Source organism: Pseudomonas sp. PB3P13, from assembly GCF_054897735.1.
The window spans coordinates 5,235,586-5,248,658 of the sequence record NZ_CM142702.1 but is presented as its reverse complement, the minus strand read 5'-3'; the positions used below and the strand labels follow the sequence as shown (position 1 = coordinate 5,248,658).

The window sequence follows — 13,073 nt, the reverse complement described above, 5'->3', positions numbered from 1 at the left end:
GGCGCTAAACTGCCTGCCCCGAACGCCACGGCCAACACGAGGCTCACGCATGCAGTATCGCGACTTGCGCGACTTTATCAGCGGCCTGGAAAAGCGCGGCGAACTCAAGCGCATCCAGGTTCCGGTGTCACCAGTGCTGGAAATGACCGAGGTCTGCGACCGCACTTTGCGCGCCAAGGGCCCGGCGCTGCTTTTCGAAAACCCTACCGGTTATGACATTCCAGTACTCGGCAACCTGTTCGGAACCCCCGAGCGCGTAGCGCTGGGCATGGGTGCAGAAGCCGTCAGCGAACTGCGCGAAATCGGCAAGCTGCTGGCGTTTCTCAAAGAGCCCGAGCCACCGAAAGGGTTGAAGGATGCATGGTCGAAGCTGCCGATTTTCCGCAAGATCATCGCCATGGCGCCGAAAGTCGTCAAAGACGCGGTCTGCCAGGAAGTGGTCATCGAAGGCGACGACGTCGACCTGGCGATGCTGCCGGTGCAGACCTGCTGGCCCGGCGATGTCGGCCCGCTGATCACCTGGGGCCTGACCGTCACCAAAGGTCCGAACAAGGACCGCCAGAACCTCGGCATCTATCGCCAGCAAGTCATTGGCCGCAACAAGGTCATCATGCGCTGGCTCAGCCACCGGGGAGGCGCGCTGGACTACCGCGAATGGTGCGAGAAGCATCTTGGCCAGCCGTTCCCGGTATCCGTCGCACTGGGCGCAGACCCGGCGACAATTCTGGGTGCCGTCACTCCCGTCCCGGACAGCCTTTCCGAATACGCCTTTGCCGGGCTGCTGCGGGGCAATCGCACCGAGCTGGTGAAATGCCGCGGTAATGATTTGCAAGTGCCGGCGACGGCCGAGATCATTCTCGAAGGCGTGATCCATCCGGGCGAGATGGCCGACGAAGGTCCGTACGGCGACCACACCGGTTACTACAACGAAGTCGACAGCTTCCCGGTGTTTACCGTGGAGCGCATCACTCACCGGATCAAGCCTGTCTACCACAGCACCTACACCGGTCGTCCTCCGGATGAGCCGGCAATTCTGGGCGTGGCTTTGAACGAAGTGTTTGTGCCGATTCTGCAGAAGCAGTTTCCGGAGATCACCGACTTCTATCTGCCGCCCGAAGGTTGCTCGTACCGCATGGCCATTGTGACCATGAAGAAGTCGTATCCCGGCCATGCCAAGCGAGTCATGCTGGGTGTCTGGTCGTTTTTGCGACAGTTCATGTACACCAAGTTCGTTATTGTCACTGACGACGATATCAACGCGCGGGACTGGAACGACGTGATTTGGGCCATTACCACGCGCATGGACCCCAAGCGCGACACGGTGATGATCGATAACACGCCGATCGATTACCTCGACTTTGCCTCGCCGGTCTCGGGTCTGGGCTCGAAAATGGGACTGGATGCTACGCACAAATGGCCGGGCGAAACCACTCGCGAGTGGGGCCGGGTCATTGTCAAGGATGAAGCCGTCACCCGACGGATCGATGACATCTGGAATCAGTTAGGAATAGATTGATGCGCGTAACCTTGCAGCCTTCCGGAGCCGTGCTTGAAATCGAACCGGGCGAGCGAATTCTCGATGGCGCACGACGTCTGGGCTTTGACTGCCCGCAAAGCTGCCGCAACGGCAATTGCCACGTATGCGCTGCGTTGCTGGTTGAAGGTCGCGTCGAGCAGTCCGGCACAGTGCGAGACCATGGCGAGTTCTACACGTGCATAGCGCAGCCGCTGGAAGATTGCATCGTGCTTTGGGATGGCGTGCTCTCGCTGGGCGAGTTGCCGGTGCGCGGCCTGTCGTGTCAGGTCATCGAGTGCAAAGATGTCGGCGGTGACACCATCCGCGTGCATCTGCGTGCGCCGGCCGGAAAACCGCCGCGCTACCACGCCGGTCAGTACCTGATGATCGAGCGCGAAAACGGGGAGAAGTCTGCTTTCTCTCTCGCGTCGGCACCGCATTCGGGGCGCGACCTGGAAATTCATGTGCTGGCGCGCGAAAGCAGTGCGCTGAACCTCATCGAACAGCTGCGGCGCAATCCGCTGGTGCGCATCGAGATGCCGTTCGGCGATACCCACCTGGCGGAATTGCCGGACGGTCCCCTGGTGTTGATCGCCGCAGGAACCGGCATGGGGCAGGTCCACGGTCTGATCGAACACTGCCGCGCCGCAGGCTTCAAGCACCCGGTACACCTGTACTGGGGCGTGCGTCGCCCGGAAGATTTTTATGAAATCGAACACTGGGACGAGTGGCTGAAGTTGCCGAATCTGTTCCTGCATAAAGTCGTCAGTGATCAATGCGGTTGGGAAGGGCGCTGCGGGATGCTGCATCAGGCGGTGTGTGAAGATTTCGCTGAACTGAAAGCGTTGCATGTCTACGCCAGCGGCTCGCCGGCGATGGTTTACGGCACGCTGGATGCGCTGGTAGAAGCGGGGATGGATGCCCATCAAATGCGCGCCGACGTGTTTGCGTACGCGCCGCGATCTTGATCCGCGATCCCTGTGGGAGCGAGCTTGCTCGCGATGTTCGTCAACGATAACGCGGGATACCTGAACGCGCGCGGGCTCGCTCCTGCATATAACTTCTCATATAGCCGATCGGTATTTATAAAATAATATAAATACCGGTAGGTTATATCCCGTTCAGGCGTTCATTTAACTTACTGTGCCATGGCACTTAAATTGCCTGAAAACATATGTGCCTTATTGTTTCAGCGGTGCGTTCTATTTCGAAATTCTTTATTCGCGGGGAGCTGAACGCTAATCGCCATGAGCGCTATCGAATCGTCTTTTCTGAATCTGGCCTACCCCCCGCAGCTCGATCTGGGCCCGCAGCTTACGCACGAACAATTGCTCGGTTCGATGCAGTCGACCATGGCGCGCCATAAGGGTGGACCCGTCTGGCTGTTCGCCTATGGCTCGTTGATCTGGCGTCCAGAGTGCGCGGCAGTGGAGCGCAGGCGCGGTCGGGTGCATGGTTACCATCGCGGTTTGTACCTGTGGTCTCACGAACATCGCGGCACGCCGGAATTGCCAGGCCTGGTATTTGGTCTGGATCGGGGCGGCTCGTGCAGCGGCTTTGCCTATCGTCTTCCTGAAGACCAGCTCGAAGCGTCACTTTATGCGCTGTGGCAACGTGAAATGCCGTTTCCTTCCTATCGCCCGCACTGGCTCAATTGCCGTCTCGAAGATGGCAGCCAGGTTCAGGCATTGGGATTTGTCTTGGAGCGCCACCTGCCCAGTTATGCGGGCAACTTGCCGGATCATGTGCTGAGCCATGTATTCGAAAACGCCTGCGGGCGTTACGGCACCACTCGCGATTATGTCGAACAGACCGCCAACGCCCTGCGCAGCCACGCGATGCCAGACCGTAATCTGGAGGCGCGGCTCAAACGCTGTAAATCACAGGTTGATCAGGCCACCGCTTCACGGCTCTGACTGGCGATCTGCTTGTGCCATAGGGTTGGCGCAAGAAACGCCATCGCCAGCAGGCACGCACCGATCAGCAATACGAAACCGCCATCCCAACCGAAATGGTCCACGGTGTAGCCCATGGCTGCACTGGCCGCGACCGATCCGCCCAGGTAACCGAACAGGCCCGTGAAACCCGCAGCCGTGCCAGCGGCTTTCTTCGGCGCCAGCTCCAGTGCCTGCAAACCGATCAGCATTACCGGGCCATAGATCAGAAAGCCGATCGAGACCAGCGCGATCATGTCGACGGTTGGATTGCCGGCCGGGTTGAGCCAGTAGACCAGCGTTGCCACGGTCACGAGCGCCATGAACACCATGCCGGTCAGGCCGCGGTTGCCGCGAAAGATCTTGTCCGACATCCAGCCGCACAGCAGCGTCCCCGGAATACCCGCCCACTCATAGAAAAAATACGCCCACGAGGTTTTGTCGACGGTGAAGCCTTTGGCTTCCTTGAGGTACGTTGGCGCCCAGTCCAGCACGCCGTAGCGCAGCAGGTAGACGAAGACGTTGGCGAGGGCGATGTACCAGAGCATTTTGTTGCGCAGTACGTATTTGACGAAGATTTCCTTGGCGCTGAATTCTTCTTCGTGGCTGGCGTCGTAGCCCTCCGGGTAATCGTTCTTGTACTTCTCGATGGGGGGCAGGCCTACCGATTGCGGCGTATCACGCATGGTGACGAAGGCAAAAACCGCCACCGCCATGGCCACCGCCGCTGGCACGTAGAACGCCGCGTGCCAGTCATTGAACAGGCCCATGCCGAGCAGAAACAGCGGGCCGATCAGGCCGCCGCCGACGTTGTGTGCCACGTTCCACAATGACACCACGCCGCCGCGTTCCTTCTGCGACCACCAGTGAACCATGGTCCGCCCACTCGGTGGCCAGCCCATGCCCTGCGCCCAGCCGTTGATAAACAGCAGGATGAACATGATGGTCACGCTGGACGTCGCCCAAGGCGCGAAGCCGAATATGAACATCACCCCGGCCGAAACCAGCAAACCGAATGGCAGGAAGAATCGCGGGTTGGAGCGGTCGGAGACGATGCCCATCAGGAACTTGGACAAGCCGTAAGCAATCGCGATTGCCGACAGCGCCAGGCCCAGCTCGCCGCGGGTATAACCCTCTTCGATCAGGTACGGCATGGCCAGCGAGAAGTTCTTGCGCAGCAGGTAATAGCCGGCATAACCGATGAATATCCCGGCGAAGATCTGCCAGCGAAGGCGTCGGTAGGTGTTGTCTATTTTTTCTTCAGGCAGGGGAGCCTGATGTGCGGCAGGTCGAAAGAAAGCAAACATTCAGAAGCTCCAGATTTCTTGTTTTGGCTGCGGATGCGAATGTTACAGTTTCGTTACCGAAAATAGCACTGGGTCGCAGCGAGCAAACAGCAGAAATGTTGGAGATCGCATGTTCCTTTGTGAACATGTCGTTTTTGCATATGTGAAAGGCGTTGTAGGAAAGATTACCGAGCGGAGCTTTATGAGGTGGTTGTGTCCGAAATGCCGCGAAGCGTTCGGAAACGTCCTGCGGATTTATGGGAAAGCGTGGCGTTCTGTTTCAGCTCCTCGGGCTTTAACCTTTTGTGCTGTTGCCGTTTCTGGCATTTCAGTGACGAGGGGAGGGCGGCGATGCGGTGGTATGGAATGGTTTTCTTATGTGTGGTCTTCAGCGGAGCGCAGGCGGGGTCGGTATTTTTGATTCCTGCGGACAATCCCAAGCCGATTTATCCCGAAGAGCTGTACAGGGCTGGCGTGACGGGGCAAGTACGCGTCAGTTTTTCTGTGCACGCTGACGGTTCAGTTCACACAGTGGCAGTCCCCGTTAACGCTCATCCCGGGCTTGCCGAAGCCGCTCGGTCCGCGGTGAGCCAATGGCGTTTTCAGCCATGGGTCATTACTGATGAGCATCCGGCGCAGATCGAAGTCGTCGCGCCGATGGTCTTCAGGCTGGATGACACTCCGCCGTTTCACGCTAACGAATCCTTGAAAAAATTGCGCTGTGCGGACGTCAGTCGAGTCGCGCGGCATTATTCGGAATTCTCGTGGGTGGATTTGCCTGTCTTCAGCTGGACGCGGAGTTATCTGACTCATTCCATTGCACCAGCGCAATTGCCTGAAGAGCGACGTCTCGCGCTGATTGCCAAGCTCAATAAAAGTGTTTCTGCGATTGTTCGGCGGTGTAATCAGTACCCGGCGAGCCGATATGCAGGCCTTCTTCCAAAGGAAATTCGCGAGCTGCTTTAGCGCACATGAAGCGCGACCCTGTGGCCGCGCTTGTTGCTTTCCGTGAAATTGGGTGTCTGTTTTCTCTCTGATGCTGATAAATACTTCTGTACTTACTGAGCGCAGTGTCAGCGAACCTGCACAACAATCTTCCCGACAGCCTTGCGCTGCCCAAGGTCATTGATCGCCTGCGCCGCTTCGTTCAGTGGATACACCTGCGATACCAGCGGTTTCAGCTTGCCCTCGGCAAACCAGCCGAATAGCTGCTGGAAATTCGCCGCGTTGTCCTGGGGCTGGCGCTGGGCGAACGAGCCCCAGAACACGCCGACCACCGCTGCGCCTTTGAGCAGTGCGAGATTGACGGGCAACTCCGGGATTCGCCCGCTGGCGAAGCCGACCACCAGCAGGCGGCCGTTCCAGGCGATGGCGCGAATGGCCTGGTCGAACAGATCGCCGCCGACCGGATCGTAAATCACATCAGCGCCTTGGCCATCGGTCAGGCGTTTGATTTCGTCCTTGAGGCTGGACTCGCTGTAGTTGATCAGTTCATCGGCCCCAGCCGCCTTGGCCACTGCGAGCTTCTCGGCACTGCTGGCGGCGGCAATGACACGGGCGCCCATGGCTTTGCCGATTTCCACGGCGGCAAGGCCGACACCGCCGGATGCGCCGAGCACCAACAGGGTTTCGCCCGGTTGCAGGTTGCCGCGTTGTTTGAGCGCGTGCATCGACGTGCCGTAGGTCATGCTGAAAGCGGCAGCGGTGTTGAAGTCCATCGAAGGCGGAATCGGCAGCACGTTGTAGCCCGGCACGGCGACCTGTTCGGCAAAACTGCCCCAGCCCGTCAGCGCCATGACTCGATCACCCACTTTGAGGTGGCTGACTTTCTCGCCGACGGCGCTGACTATGCCCGCGGCTTCGCCACCCGGGGAAAACGGGAAGGGCGGCTTGAACTGGTATTTGCCCTCGATGATCAGCGTGTCCGGGAAATTCACTCCGGCGGCGTGCACGTCCAGCAGGATTTCGTTCTTCTTCGCGACAGGGCTGGCGGCGTCTTCCAGCACCAGCGATTCGGCAGGGCCGAAGGCTTTGCACAGCACGGCTTTCATCAGGGCTATTCCTTTGGGAGTGATGGCCGATAAGTGTAGGTGTGTGAGTCAACGGGTCAACGAGCATGCCCCGCCCTGATAGTCAGCTATAAGCTTGTGCTGGCGTGGCGGGTGGTTATGCTAGGCCGCAAACCGGATAAGGAGCGAATTGTGAAAGCGTGGATCATGTTGTTGCTGGCCCTGTCTCTGCCTGTGGCAGCAGTGGCTGAAGAAGCCAAGGAAGGTGAGGCGCCCAAGGTGAATTACATCACCCTGAGCCCGCCGTTCGTGGGCAATTACGGGCTGGACGGCACGCCGAAGCTCAAAGTCTATAAGGCTGACGTGGCGTTGCGGGTGACCGGCGAAGAGTCGGCCAAACTGGTCAAGGCCAACGAACCGTTGATTCGCAATCAACTGGTGGCGCTGTTCGCGCAGCAGACCACTGAGGCGATGAACAATGTTGAAGCCAAAGAGAAGTTGCGGCAGGAAGCGCTTAAGCAGACTCAGCAAATCATGAATGACGAGACCGGCAAGCCGGTGGTTGAGGATTTGTTGTTTAACAACCTCATCATCCAATAAGCCTTAGCTGTCTGGGTGGGCGCTTTCGCGAGCAAGCTCGCTCCCACAGGATTTGTGCTGAACCCGGTCAAATGTTCACTGCGATCCCCAGTGGGAGCGAGCTTGCTCGCGAATGCATTCTTTCAGCCGCAACAAGGCTCAAGGCTTTAAAGCGATCACCGCCGCCCACTGCTCATTGGTGACCGGCATCACCGACAATCTCGATCCCTTCTGCACCAATGGCATCTGCGCCAGCGCTGTCTGTTGCTTCAGGTAATCCAGCTTCAACACTTTCGCAAACGTCTTCACATGAGCGACATCGATCGCGCTCCAGGCGTTTTTCTCGGGAGTAGCCTTCGCATCGTAATAATGGCTGTGCGGCTCCAGCGCGGTTGGGTCAGGGTATGCCGCCGCGACGATTTTGCCGATGCCGGCAATCCCTGGCTCCGGGCAGCTGGAGTGATAGAAGAAAAACTCGTCACCGACCGCCATCGCCCGCAGGAAATTGCGCGCCTGGTAGTTGCGCACGCCATCCCAGCGCGCCTTGCCAAGCTTCTCCAGGTCGGTGATCGCGAACTCGTCCGGCTCCGATTTCATCAGCCAACAGGCCATGGTTTTGCTCCTTGTGAGTGAGGTGGGCAAGTTGTCGGGCAATTTTATGAGAAACCGACAGTCGGTTGACGCCAGAGTTTGCGTGTCGGTTCACGTTGCCGCAGAATGCCGGCCTTCTAAGCCTGACGCTGCTGCACGGCCTAAACGGAAACCGCTGCTGTCATCGTGTTGATATGCCTTTGGGGGGCAATCGATGAAACGCAAACCGGATTTACTATGGATATTGGTTATTTTGTTTGGTCTGGGCGTCGTGACCACCGGCTATGCCCAAAGCTTATGGTCGAACAACACCGACGCACCGCCTGAAATTGCCCAGCCGCAACAGTCTTCCGCGCTCAAGCGCTAGGATTATACTTCCGGCGCCGCTGATTCCAGTGGCGTCATCCTGCGAAATACCACGCCTTGTCTGTCACCGTTCCTTGCAGCGGCACGTCCCAGCTTGCTTGAGCCAATCGCTCGACCTTCTGACATTCATGGGCCAGTCCCAGCAGCGTCGGCTTGCGCCACGTTTTGCGTCGCGCCAGGTAAGCCAGGCTTCGATCATAAAAGCCACCGCCCATGCCCAGGCGTCCGCCGACATCGTCAAAACCTACCAGTGGCAACAACACCAGATCGAGTGCCCAGACTTTGCGTTGACGGGCGAGATTGTGCCTGGGCTCGAGGATCCGGAAACGGTTGGGTTTGAGTTTTTCGCCAGGGCGAACGCGCTGGAAGACCATTTTGGTGCGCGGCCAGGCGCTGAGCACCGGCAGATACGTCGCCTTGCCGCGACGTTGAGCCGCACGCAGCAAAATGCGCGGGTCGATCTCGCCGTCAGTCGGCAGGTACAGGGAAATGTGCTTGGCGCGGCGAAACAATGAATGTTGGGACATTTGCTGGTACAGCCCGCGGGCGGCCTGGCGCTGCTGATGGGGTGTCAGTGCTCGACGGGCCTTGCGCAGCATGCGTCGAAGTTGCGGGCGGGGCAGCAGCGCAGGTTCGGTCATGAGTTCGGCTTCAGCAGGACAGGTACGTGAAGCGTACCCATAAAAAAGCCGATGCCGGTAATAAAACCGGCATCGGACTCGAATCAGGCTCCCCGGAAGAACCGCTGCTGACTTAGCCCTTGAACCCGAAAGTTCAAGGTGGAAGATGCAGTAGGCTTTAAGGCTTTCCGTCTAGCGGACATGCACACCAGCCCAACGTGCAGCCTCCAGGGTAGTGCGAATCGGCTCAGGGACGTGGTCAACTGGCAAGCACCCCAGGGAGTGCTGCGAGTATAACCCAAGCGGCTCGACGAATCAGCCCTTGCTGACGTCCGGATCGGTGGCGAGCACCAGATCCACCCGGTCCAGCAGGTCGCGCACCTGCTCGCGGGTCGAGCTGCTGGCCTGCACGTCCGGGCGATCTTCCTTGTGCAAAAGATCGTGAGTGATGTTCAGCGCGGCCATCACAGCGATGCGATCGGCGCCGATGACTTTGCCGCTGCTGCGGATCTCACGCATCTTGCCGTCGAGGTAACGGGCAGCGCTCACCAGATTGCTGCGTTCTTCCTGGGGGCAAATGATCGAATATTCTTTGTCGAGAATCTGCACGGTAACGCTATTGCTTGAACTCATGAGTCTTGCTCCAGGGCCTTGAGGCGCGAAATCATCGATTCGACCTTACGCCGGGCGATTTCATTTTTTTCAATGAGGTGAGCGCGTTCCTCGCGCCAGGTTTTTTCCTGAGCTAATAGGAGTCCGTTTTGACCCTTAAGTTGCTCGACCCGATTAATTAGCAGTTCGAGCCTGGCCATCAGCGCTTGCACGTCGGTGTCTTCCATTGTCTTCACTGTCTGATGGATATTGAACTGTAGGAGCGAGCTTGGTCCGGGCGGCGTTCCGACGATGAGCCTGAGAGCGCCGTGGGGTGTCAGGTACCCAGCGTCGTGTTTGGCGACCATCGTCGGAACGCCGCCCGGAACAAGCTCGCTCCTGCAGAAGAGTCGTTGTAGGATACAAGGCCTTCATTCTAGACATAGCGCCGTCTGGCGCCTAGCTGCCCATGCCCATTCAGAATTCCCCGTATCAAGCCTTCGCCACATTGCTGAGCACCAGTGGTCATCCTGTCTCGCCTGCCGAGCTGCACGGTCTGCTGCTTGGCCGCAGTTGCGCCGGTGCCGGTTTTGAAGCCGACAGCTGGCTGGCCGACGCCGCCGAACTGCTCGAAGGCGAACCACAGGATAACGTCCGCAATGCCTTGATCGGTCTGCAAGAGATGGTCAAAGGTGAACTGACCAGCGATGACATGACCGTCGTGCTGCTGTTGCCCACCGACGACGCGCCGCTGACCGAGCGCGCTGCCGCATTGGGCCAGTGGTGCCAGGGCTTTCTCACCGGCTTTGGCCTGACCCGCCGCGAATATGCGCTGAGCGAAGAAGCCAGCGAAGTCCTGCAGGACCTGGCAGCAATATCCCAGGTGCAAGACGCGCTGGAAGAATCCGACGATGGCGAAAGTGATTACATGGAAGTCATGGAGTACCTGCGCGTCGCGCCGCTGCTGCTGTTCACCGAGACCAGGAAAACCGACGAAGCGGCCGCGAAACCTTCGTTGCACTAATTGCGAGCCAGGAAAAGCCATCTGCCCATGATTCATATCCCGAAAGCGGAATACAGCCGTCGCCGCAAGGCCCTGATGGCGCAGATGGAACCCAACAGCATTGCCATCCTGCCTGCCGCCGCGGTCGCCATTCGCAATCGCGACGTCGAGCACGTTTACCGTCAGGACAGCGACTTCCAGTACCTCAGCGGTTTTCCCGAGCCGCAAGCCGTTATCGTCCTGATGCCAGGTCGCGAGCACGGCGAGTACGTGCTGTTTTGCCGTGAGCGCAATGCCGAGCGGGAATTATGGGACGGTCTGCGTGCCGGTCAGGAAGGCGCCATCCGCGAGTACGGCGCCGACGACGCGTTTCCCATTACGGATATCGACGACATCCTGCCGGGCCTGATCGAAGGGCGCGACCGCGTGTATTCGGCGATGGGCAGCAACCCCGAGTTTGACCGCCACCTGATGGACTGGATCAACGTGATCCGTTCCAAAGCGCACCTCGGCGCCCAGCCGCCCAAAGAATTTGTTGCCCTGGATCATCTGCTGCACGACATGCGCCTGTATAAATCGGCGGCAGAAGTGAAAGTGATGCGTGAAGCCGCACGCATTTCCAGCCAGGCGCACATTCGCGCGATGCAGGCCAGCCGCGCTGGACTGTATGAGTTCAGCCTCGAAGCCGAGCTCGATTACGAATTTCGCAAGGGCGGGGCGAAGATGCCGGCATACGGTTCGATTGTCGCCGCCGGGCGCAACAGTTGCATCCTGCATTACCAGCAGAACGATGCAGTGCTCAAGGACGGCGACCTGGTATTGATCGACGCCGGCTGCGAAATCGATTGTTACGCCAGTGACATCACCCGCACCTGGCCAGTCAACGGCAAGTTTTCAGCTGAACAGAAGGCGATTTACGAACTGGTGCTGGCTTCCCAGGAAGCCGCATTCGCCGAAATTGCCCCGAACAAGCACTGGAATCAGGCGCATGAAGCGACGGTACGCGTGATTACTGCCGGGCTGGTGAAACTGGGCCTGATGCAGGGCGATGTTGACGAGTTGATCGCCAGCGAAGCCTATAAGGCTTTCTACATGCACCGCGCCGGTCACTGGCTGGGCATGGACGTTCACGATGTGGGCGAGTACAAGGTCGGCGGTGAGTGGCGCGTGCTGGAAGTCGGCATGGCGCTGACCGTGGAGCCGGGCATCTACATTGCTCCGGACAACCGGAACGTAGCGAAAAAATGGCGCGGCATTGGCGTGCGCATTGAGGACGACGTGGTGGTGACTAAAACCGGCTGTGAAATCCTGACCCACGGCGTGCCGAAAACGGTCGCCGAGATCGAAGCCTTGATGGCTGCGGCGCGGGCGCAAGCGGCATGAGTCGAATCAATCTGGCAATCATCGGCGGCGGTCTGGTCGGGGCTAGCCTGGCATTGGCCTTGCAGGCCGGGGCCAAGGCGCGGGGCTGGCACATTGTCTTGATCGAGCCGTTCGCGCCGGGCGATACCTATCAGCCGAGCTATGACGCCCGTTCTTCGGCGCTGTCCTATGGCGCCCGGCAAATTTATCAGCGGTTGGGCGTGTGGCAGGAAATCTCCCGCCGGGCTGAGCCGATCAAACAAATCCACGTGTCCGACCGTGGGCGGTTTTCCACTGCCCGCCTTTCAGCGATGGAAGAGGGCGTACCGGCCTTGGGCTATGTGGTGGAAAACGCCTGGCTCGGCCAGTGTCTGTGGCGAGGCCTGGACAAGGATGTTGTGACTTGGCGCTGCCCCGCCGAAGTGACCCGCATGGAGCCACTGGCCGACGGCTACCGCCTGACCCTGAATGACGAAACCACGCTGGAATGCGATCTCGCGGTGCTCGCCGATGGCGGCCGTTCGGGCTTGCGTGAGCAGCTCGGGGTCGGCATCAAGAAGCGCCCGTACAACCAGAGCGCGCTGATCGCCAACATCACCCCGAGCGAAGCGCACAACGGCGTGGCGTTCGAGCGGTTTACCGACGATGGCCCGATGGCGTTGCTGCCGTTGCCGGAAAACCGTTGCGCACTGGTCTGGACCCGCCAGGGCATGGACGCGCAACGCCTGGCGACACTGGATGAGCGCAGTTTCCTCAGCGAATTGCAGGGCGTGTTCGGTTATCGTCTGGGCACGCTGAAACAAGTCGGCGCGCGGCATCTGTATCCATTGTCACTGATCGAAGCCGAAGAGCAGGTGCGCCCGCATCTGGCGATTCTCGGCAACGCCGCCCACAGCCTGCATCCGATCGCCGGACAGGGTTTCAACCTGTCGCTGCGCGACGCCCAGGCGTTGGCCGATGCACTGCTTGCCAGCCAAACGTCCCCCGGCGACTTTGCAACCTTGCAGGCTTATCGTGAGCGCCAGCGGCTGGATCAGAACCTCACCGTGGGCTTTTCCGATCAGGTCACCCGCCTGTTCGGCAGCACCCAGCCATTGGTATCGCTGGGGCGCAATATCGGCCTGCTCGGCCTTGATCTGCTGCCACCGGCCAAGCGCTGGTTCGCCCGTCAGGCCATGGGGCTGGGTACGCGCCCCGATGCGTGATCCACACACAT

General features: G+C 59.4%; 15 protein-coding genes and 1 other RNA gene. 9 read left to right on the top strand and 7 right to left on the bottom strand.

Annotation, left to right across the window (positions count from 1 at the left end):
* Positions 1-49: 49 nt before the first annotated feature.
* From ubiD to ACYZT1_RS24205, 3 genes are all read left to right on the top strand, one after another.
* Complete coding sequence (gene ubiD, locus ACYZT1_RS24215) at positions 50-1,516, top strand: 4-hydroxy-3-polyprenylbenzoate decarboxylase (RefSeq protein ID WP_462017040.1); 1,467 nt, start codon at positions 50-52, stop codon at positions 1,514-1,516.
* Positions 1,516-2,484 carry a CDP-6-deoxy-delta-3,4-glucoseen reductase gene (locus tag ACYZT1_RS24210; protein ID WP_462017039.1) on the top strand — a complete coding sequence of 323 codons (969 nt, stop codon included), beginning with the start codon at positions 1,516-1,518 and terminating at the stop codon, positions 2,482-2,484. Before ubiD ends, ACYZT1_RS24210 begins: the two co-directional genes overlap by 1 nt.
* Before the next feature lie 279 nt (positions 2,485-2,763).
* Positions 2,764-3,432 (top strand): gamma-glutamylcyclotransferase, encoded by a 669-nt coding sequence (locus ACYZT1_RS24205; protein WP_462017038.1) that lies wholly within the window; start codon positions 2,764-2,766, stop codon positions 3,430-3,432.
* Here ACYZT1_RS24205 and glpT read toward each other — a convergent pair.
* A complete protein-coding gene (gene glpT, locus ACYZT1_RS24200; RefSeq protein WP_462017037.1) occupies positions 3,408-4,757 on the bottom strand; it encodes a glycerol-3-phosphate transporter in 1,350 nt (449 codons plus the stop codon). The two genes, ACYZT1_RS24205 and glpT, sit on opposite strands and share 25 nt — an antisense overlap.
* 201 nt (positions 4,758-4,958) lie before the next feature.
* On the opposite strand from glpT, the gene ACYZT1_RS24195 reads away from it, so the two are divergent.
* On the top strand, positions 4,959-5,702 hold the full coding sequence (locus ACYZT1_RS24195; protein WP_462019315.1) for an energy transducer TonB: 744 nt from the start codon (positions 4,959-4,961) through the stop codon (positions 5,700-5,702).
* A gap of 107 nt (positions 5,703-5,809) precedes the next feature.
* Here the strand turns inward: ACYZT1_RS24195 and ACYZT1_RS24190 are convergent, their stop codons facing one another.
* Positions 5,810-6,787, bottom strand: coding sequence for an NADPH:quinone oxidoreductase family protein (locus ACYZT1_RS24190; protein WP_462017036.1), 978 nt, complete (start codon positions 6,785-6,787; stop codon positions 5,810-5,812).
* Between the two features lie 150 nt (positions 6,788-6,937).
* Here ACYZT1_RS24190 and ACYZT1_RS24185 point away from each other — a divergent pair, with 150 nt between their 5' ends.
* Positions 6,938-7,345 carry a flagellar basal body-associated protein FliL gene (locus ACYZT1_RS24185; protein WP_462017035.1) on the top strand — a complete coding sequence of 136 codons (408 nt, stop codon included), beginning with the start codon at positions 6,938-6,940 and terminating at the stop codon, positions 7,343-7,345.
* A 138-nt stretch (positions 7,346-7,483) separates the two neighbouring features.
* Here the strand turns inward: ACYZT1_RS24185 and ACYZT1_RS24180 are convergent, their stop codons facing one another.
* Positions 7,484-7,936 (bottom strand): EVE domain-containing protein, encoded by a 453-nt coding sequence (locus ACYZT1_RS24180; RefSeq protein WP_462017034.1) that lies wholly within the window; start codon positions 7,934-7,936, stop codon positions 7,484-7,486.
* A gap of 193 nt (positions 7,937-8,129) precedes the next feature.
* Here ACYZT1_RS24180 and ACYZT1_RS24175 point away from each other — a divergent pair, with 193 nt between their 5' ends.
* Positions 8,130-8,282 carry a hypothetical protein gene (locus ACYZT1_RS24175; protein WP_462017033.1) on the top strand — a complete coding sequence of 51 codons (153 nt, stop codon included), beginning with the start codon at positions 8,130-8,132 and terminating at the stop codon, positions 8,280-8,282.
* 34 nt (positions 8,283-8,316) lie between these two features.
* Here ACYZT1_RS24175 and ACYZT1_RS24170 read toward each other — a convergent pair whose 3' ends face one another.
* From ACYZT1_RS24170 to ACYZT1_RS24155, 4 genes are all read right to left on the bottom strand, one after another.
* Entirely contained in the window at positions 8,317-8,922 is a 606-nt protein-coding gene (locus ACYZT1_RS24170; protein WP_462017032.1) for a 5-formyltetrahydrofolate cyclo-ligase, read from the bottom strand.
* 85 nt (positions 8,923-9,007) lie between these two features.
* A non-coding RNA gene (gene ssrS / locus ACYZT1_RS24165) (6S RNA) lies at positions 9,008-9,186 on the bottom strand.
* Positions 9,187-9,216: 30 nt separating this feature from the next.
* Complete coding sequence (locus ACYZT1_RS24160) at positions 9,217-9,534, bottom strand: cell division protein ZapA (protein ID WP_462017031.1); 318 nt, start codon at positions 9,532-9,534, stop codon at positions 9,217-9,219.
* Positions 9,531-9,740, bottom strand: a complete 210-nt coding sequence (locus tag ACYZT1_RS24155; protein WP_462017030.1) for a TIGR02449 family protein — start codon at positions 9,738-9,740, stop codon at positions 9,531-9,533. Before ACYZT1_RS24155 ends, ACYZT1_RS24160 begins: the two co-directional genes overlap by 4 nt.
* A 221-nt stretch (positions 9,741-9,961) precedes the next feature.
* Between ACYZT1_RS24155 and ACYZT1_RS24150 the strand changes: the two genes are divergently transcribed.
* From ACYZT1_RS24150 to ubiH, 3 genes are read left to right on the top strand one after another with little or no spacing between them, the layout of a single operon-like run.
* Positions 9,962-10,516, top strand: coding sequence for a YecA/YgfB family protein (locus tag ACYZT1_RS24150; protein ID WP_462017029.1), 555 nt, complete (start codon positions 9,962-9,964; stop codon positions 10,514-10,516).
* A 27-nt stretch (positions 10,517-10,543) separates the two neighbouring features.
* Complete coding sequence (gene pepP / locus ACYZT1_RS24145) at positions 10,544-11,878, top strand: Xaa-Pro aminopeptidase (protein WP_462017028.1); 1,335 nt, start codon at positions 10,544-10,546, stop codon at positions 11,876-11,878.
* Positions 11,875-13,062: a 2-octaprenyl-6-methoxyphenyl hydroxylase gene (ubiH, locus tag ACYZT1_RS24140; RefSeq protein ID WP_462017027.1), complete on the top strand. Its 1,188-nt coding sequence runs from the start codon at positions 11,875-11,877 to the stop codon at positions 13,060-13,062. The genes pepP and ubiH overlap by 4 nt, the downstream gene beginning before the upstream one ends.
* Positions 13,063-13,073: the final 11 nt, after the last annotated feature.

Excerpts from the sequence above, each read along its gene's own strand:
- ubiD (WP_462017040.1), top strand. The coding sequence starts at position 50 with ATGCAGTATCGCGACTTGCGCGACTTTATCAGCGGCCTGGAAAAGCGC.
- ACYZT1_RS24210 (WP_462017039.1), top strand. The coding sequence starts at position 1,516 with ATGCGCGTAACCTTGCAGCCTTCCGGAGCCGTGCTTGAAATCGAACCG.
- ACYZT1_RS24205 (WP_462017038.1), top strand. The coding sequence starts at position 2,764 with ATGAGCGCTATCGAATCGTCTTTTCTGAATCTGGCCTACCCCCCGCAG.
- glpT (WP_462017037.1), bottom strand. The coding sequence starts at position 4,757 with ATGTTTGCTTTCTTTCGACCTGCCGCACATCAGGCTCCCCTGCCTGAA.
- ACYZT1_RS24195 (WP_462019315.1), top strand. The coding sequence starts at position 4,959 with ATGCCGCGAAGCGTTCGGAAACGTCCTGCGGATTTATGGGAAAGCGTG.
- ACYZT1_RS24190 (WP_462017036.1), bottom strand. The coding sequence starts at position 6,787 with ATGAAAGCCGTGCTGTGCAAAGCCTTCGGCCCTGCCGAATCGCTGGTG.
- ACYZT1_RS24180 (WP_462017034.1), bottom strand. The coding sequence starts at position 7,936 with ATGGCCTGTTGGCTGATGAAATCGGAGCCGGACGAGTTCGCGATCACC.
- ACYZT1_RS24175 (WP_462017033.1), top strand. The coding sequence starts at position 8,130 with ATGAAACGCAAACCGGATTTACTATGGATATTGGTTATTTTGTTTGGT.
- ACYZT1_RS24170 (WP_462017032.1), bottom strand. The coding sequence starts at position 8,922 with ATGACCGAACCTGCGCTGCTGCCCCGCCCGCAACTTCGACGCATGCTG.
- ACYZT1_RS24160 (WP_462017031.1), bottom strand. The coding sequence starts at position 9,534 with ATGAGTTCAAGCAATAGCGTTACCGTGCAGATTCTCGACAAAGAATAT.
- ACYZT1_RS24155 (WP_462017030.1), bottom strand. The coding sequence starts at position 9,740 with ATGGAAGACACCGACGTGCAAGCGCTGATGGCCAGGCTCGAACTGCTA.
- ACYZT1_RS24150 (WP_462017029.1), top strand. The coding sequence starts at position 9,962 with ATGCCCATTCAGAATTCCCCGTATCAAGCCTTCGCCACATTGCTGAGC.
- pepP (WP_462017028.1), top strand. The coding sequence starts at position 10,544 with ATGATTCATATCCCGAAAGCGGAATACAGCCGTCGCCGCAAGGCCCTG.
- ubiH (WP_462017027.1), top strand. The coding sequence starts at position 11,875 with ATGAGTCGAATCAATCTGGCAATCATCGGCGGCGGTCTGGTCGGGGCT.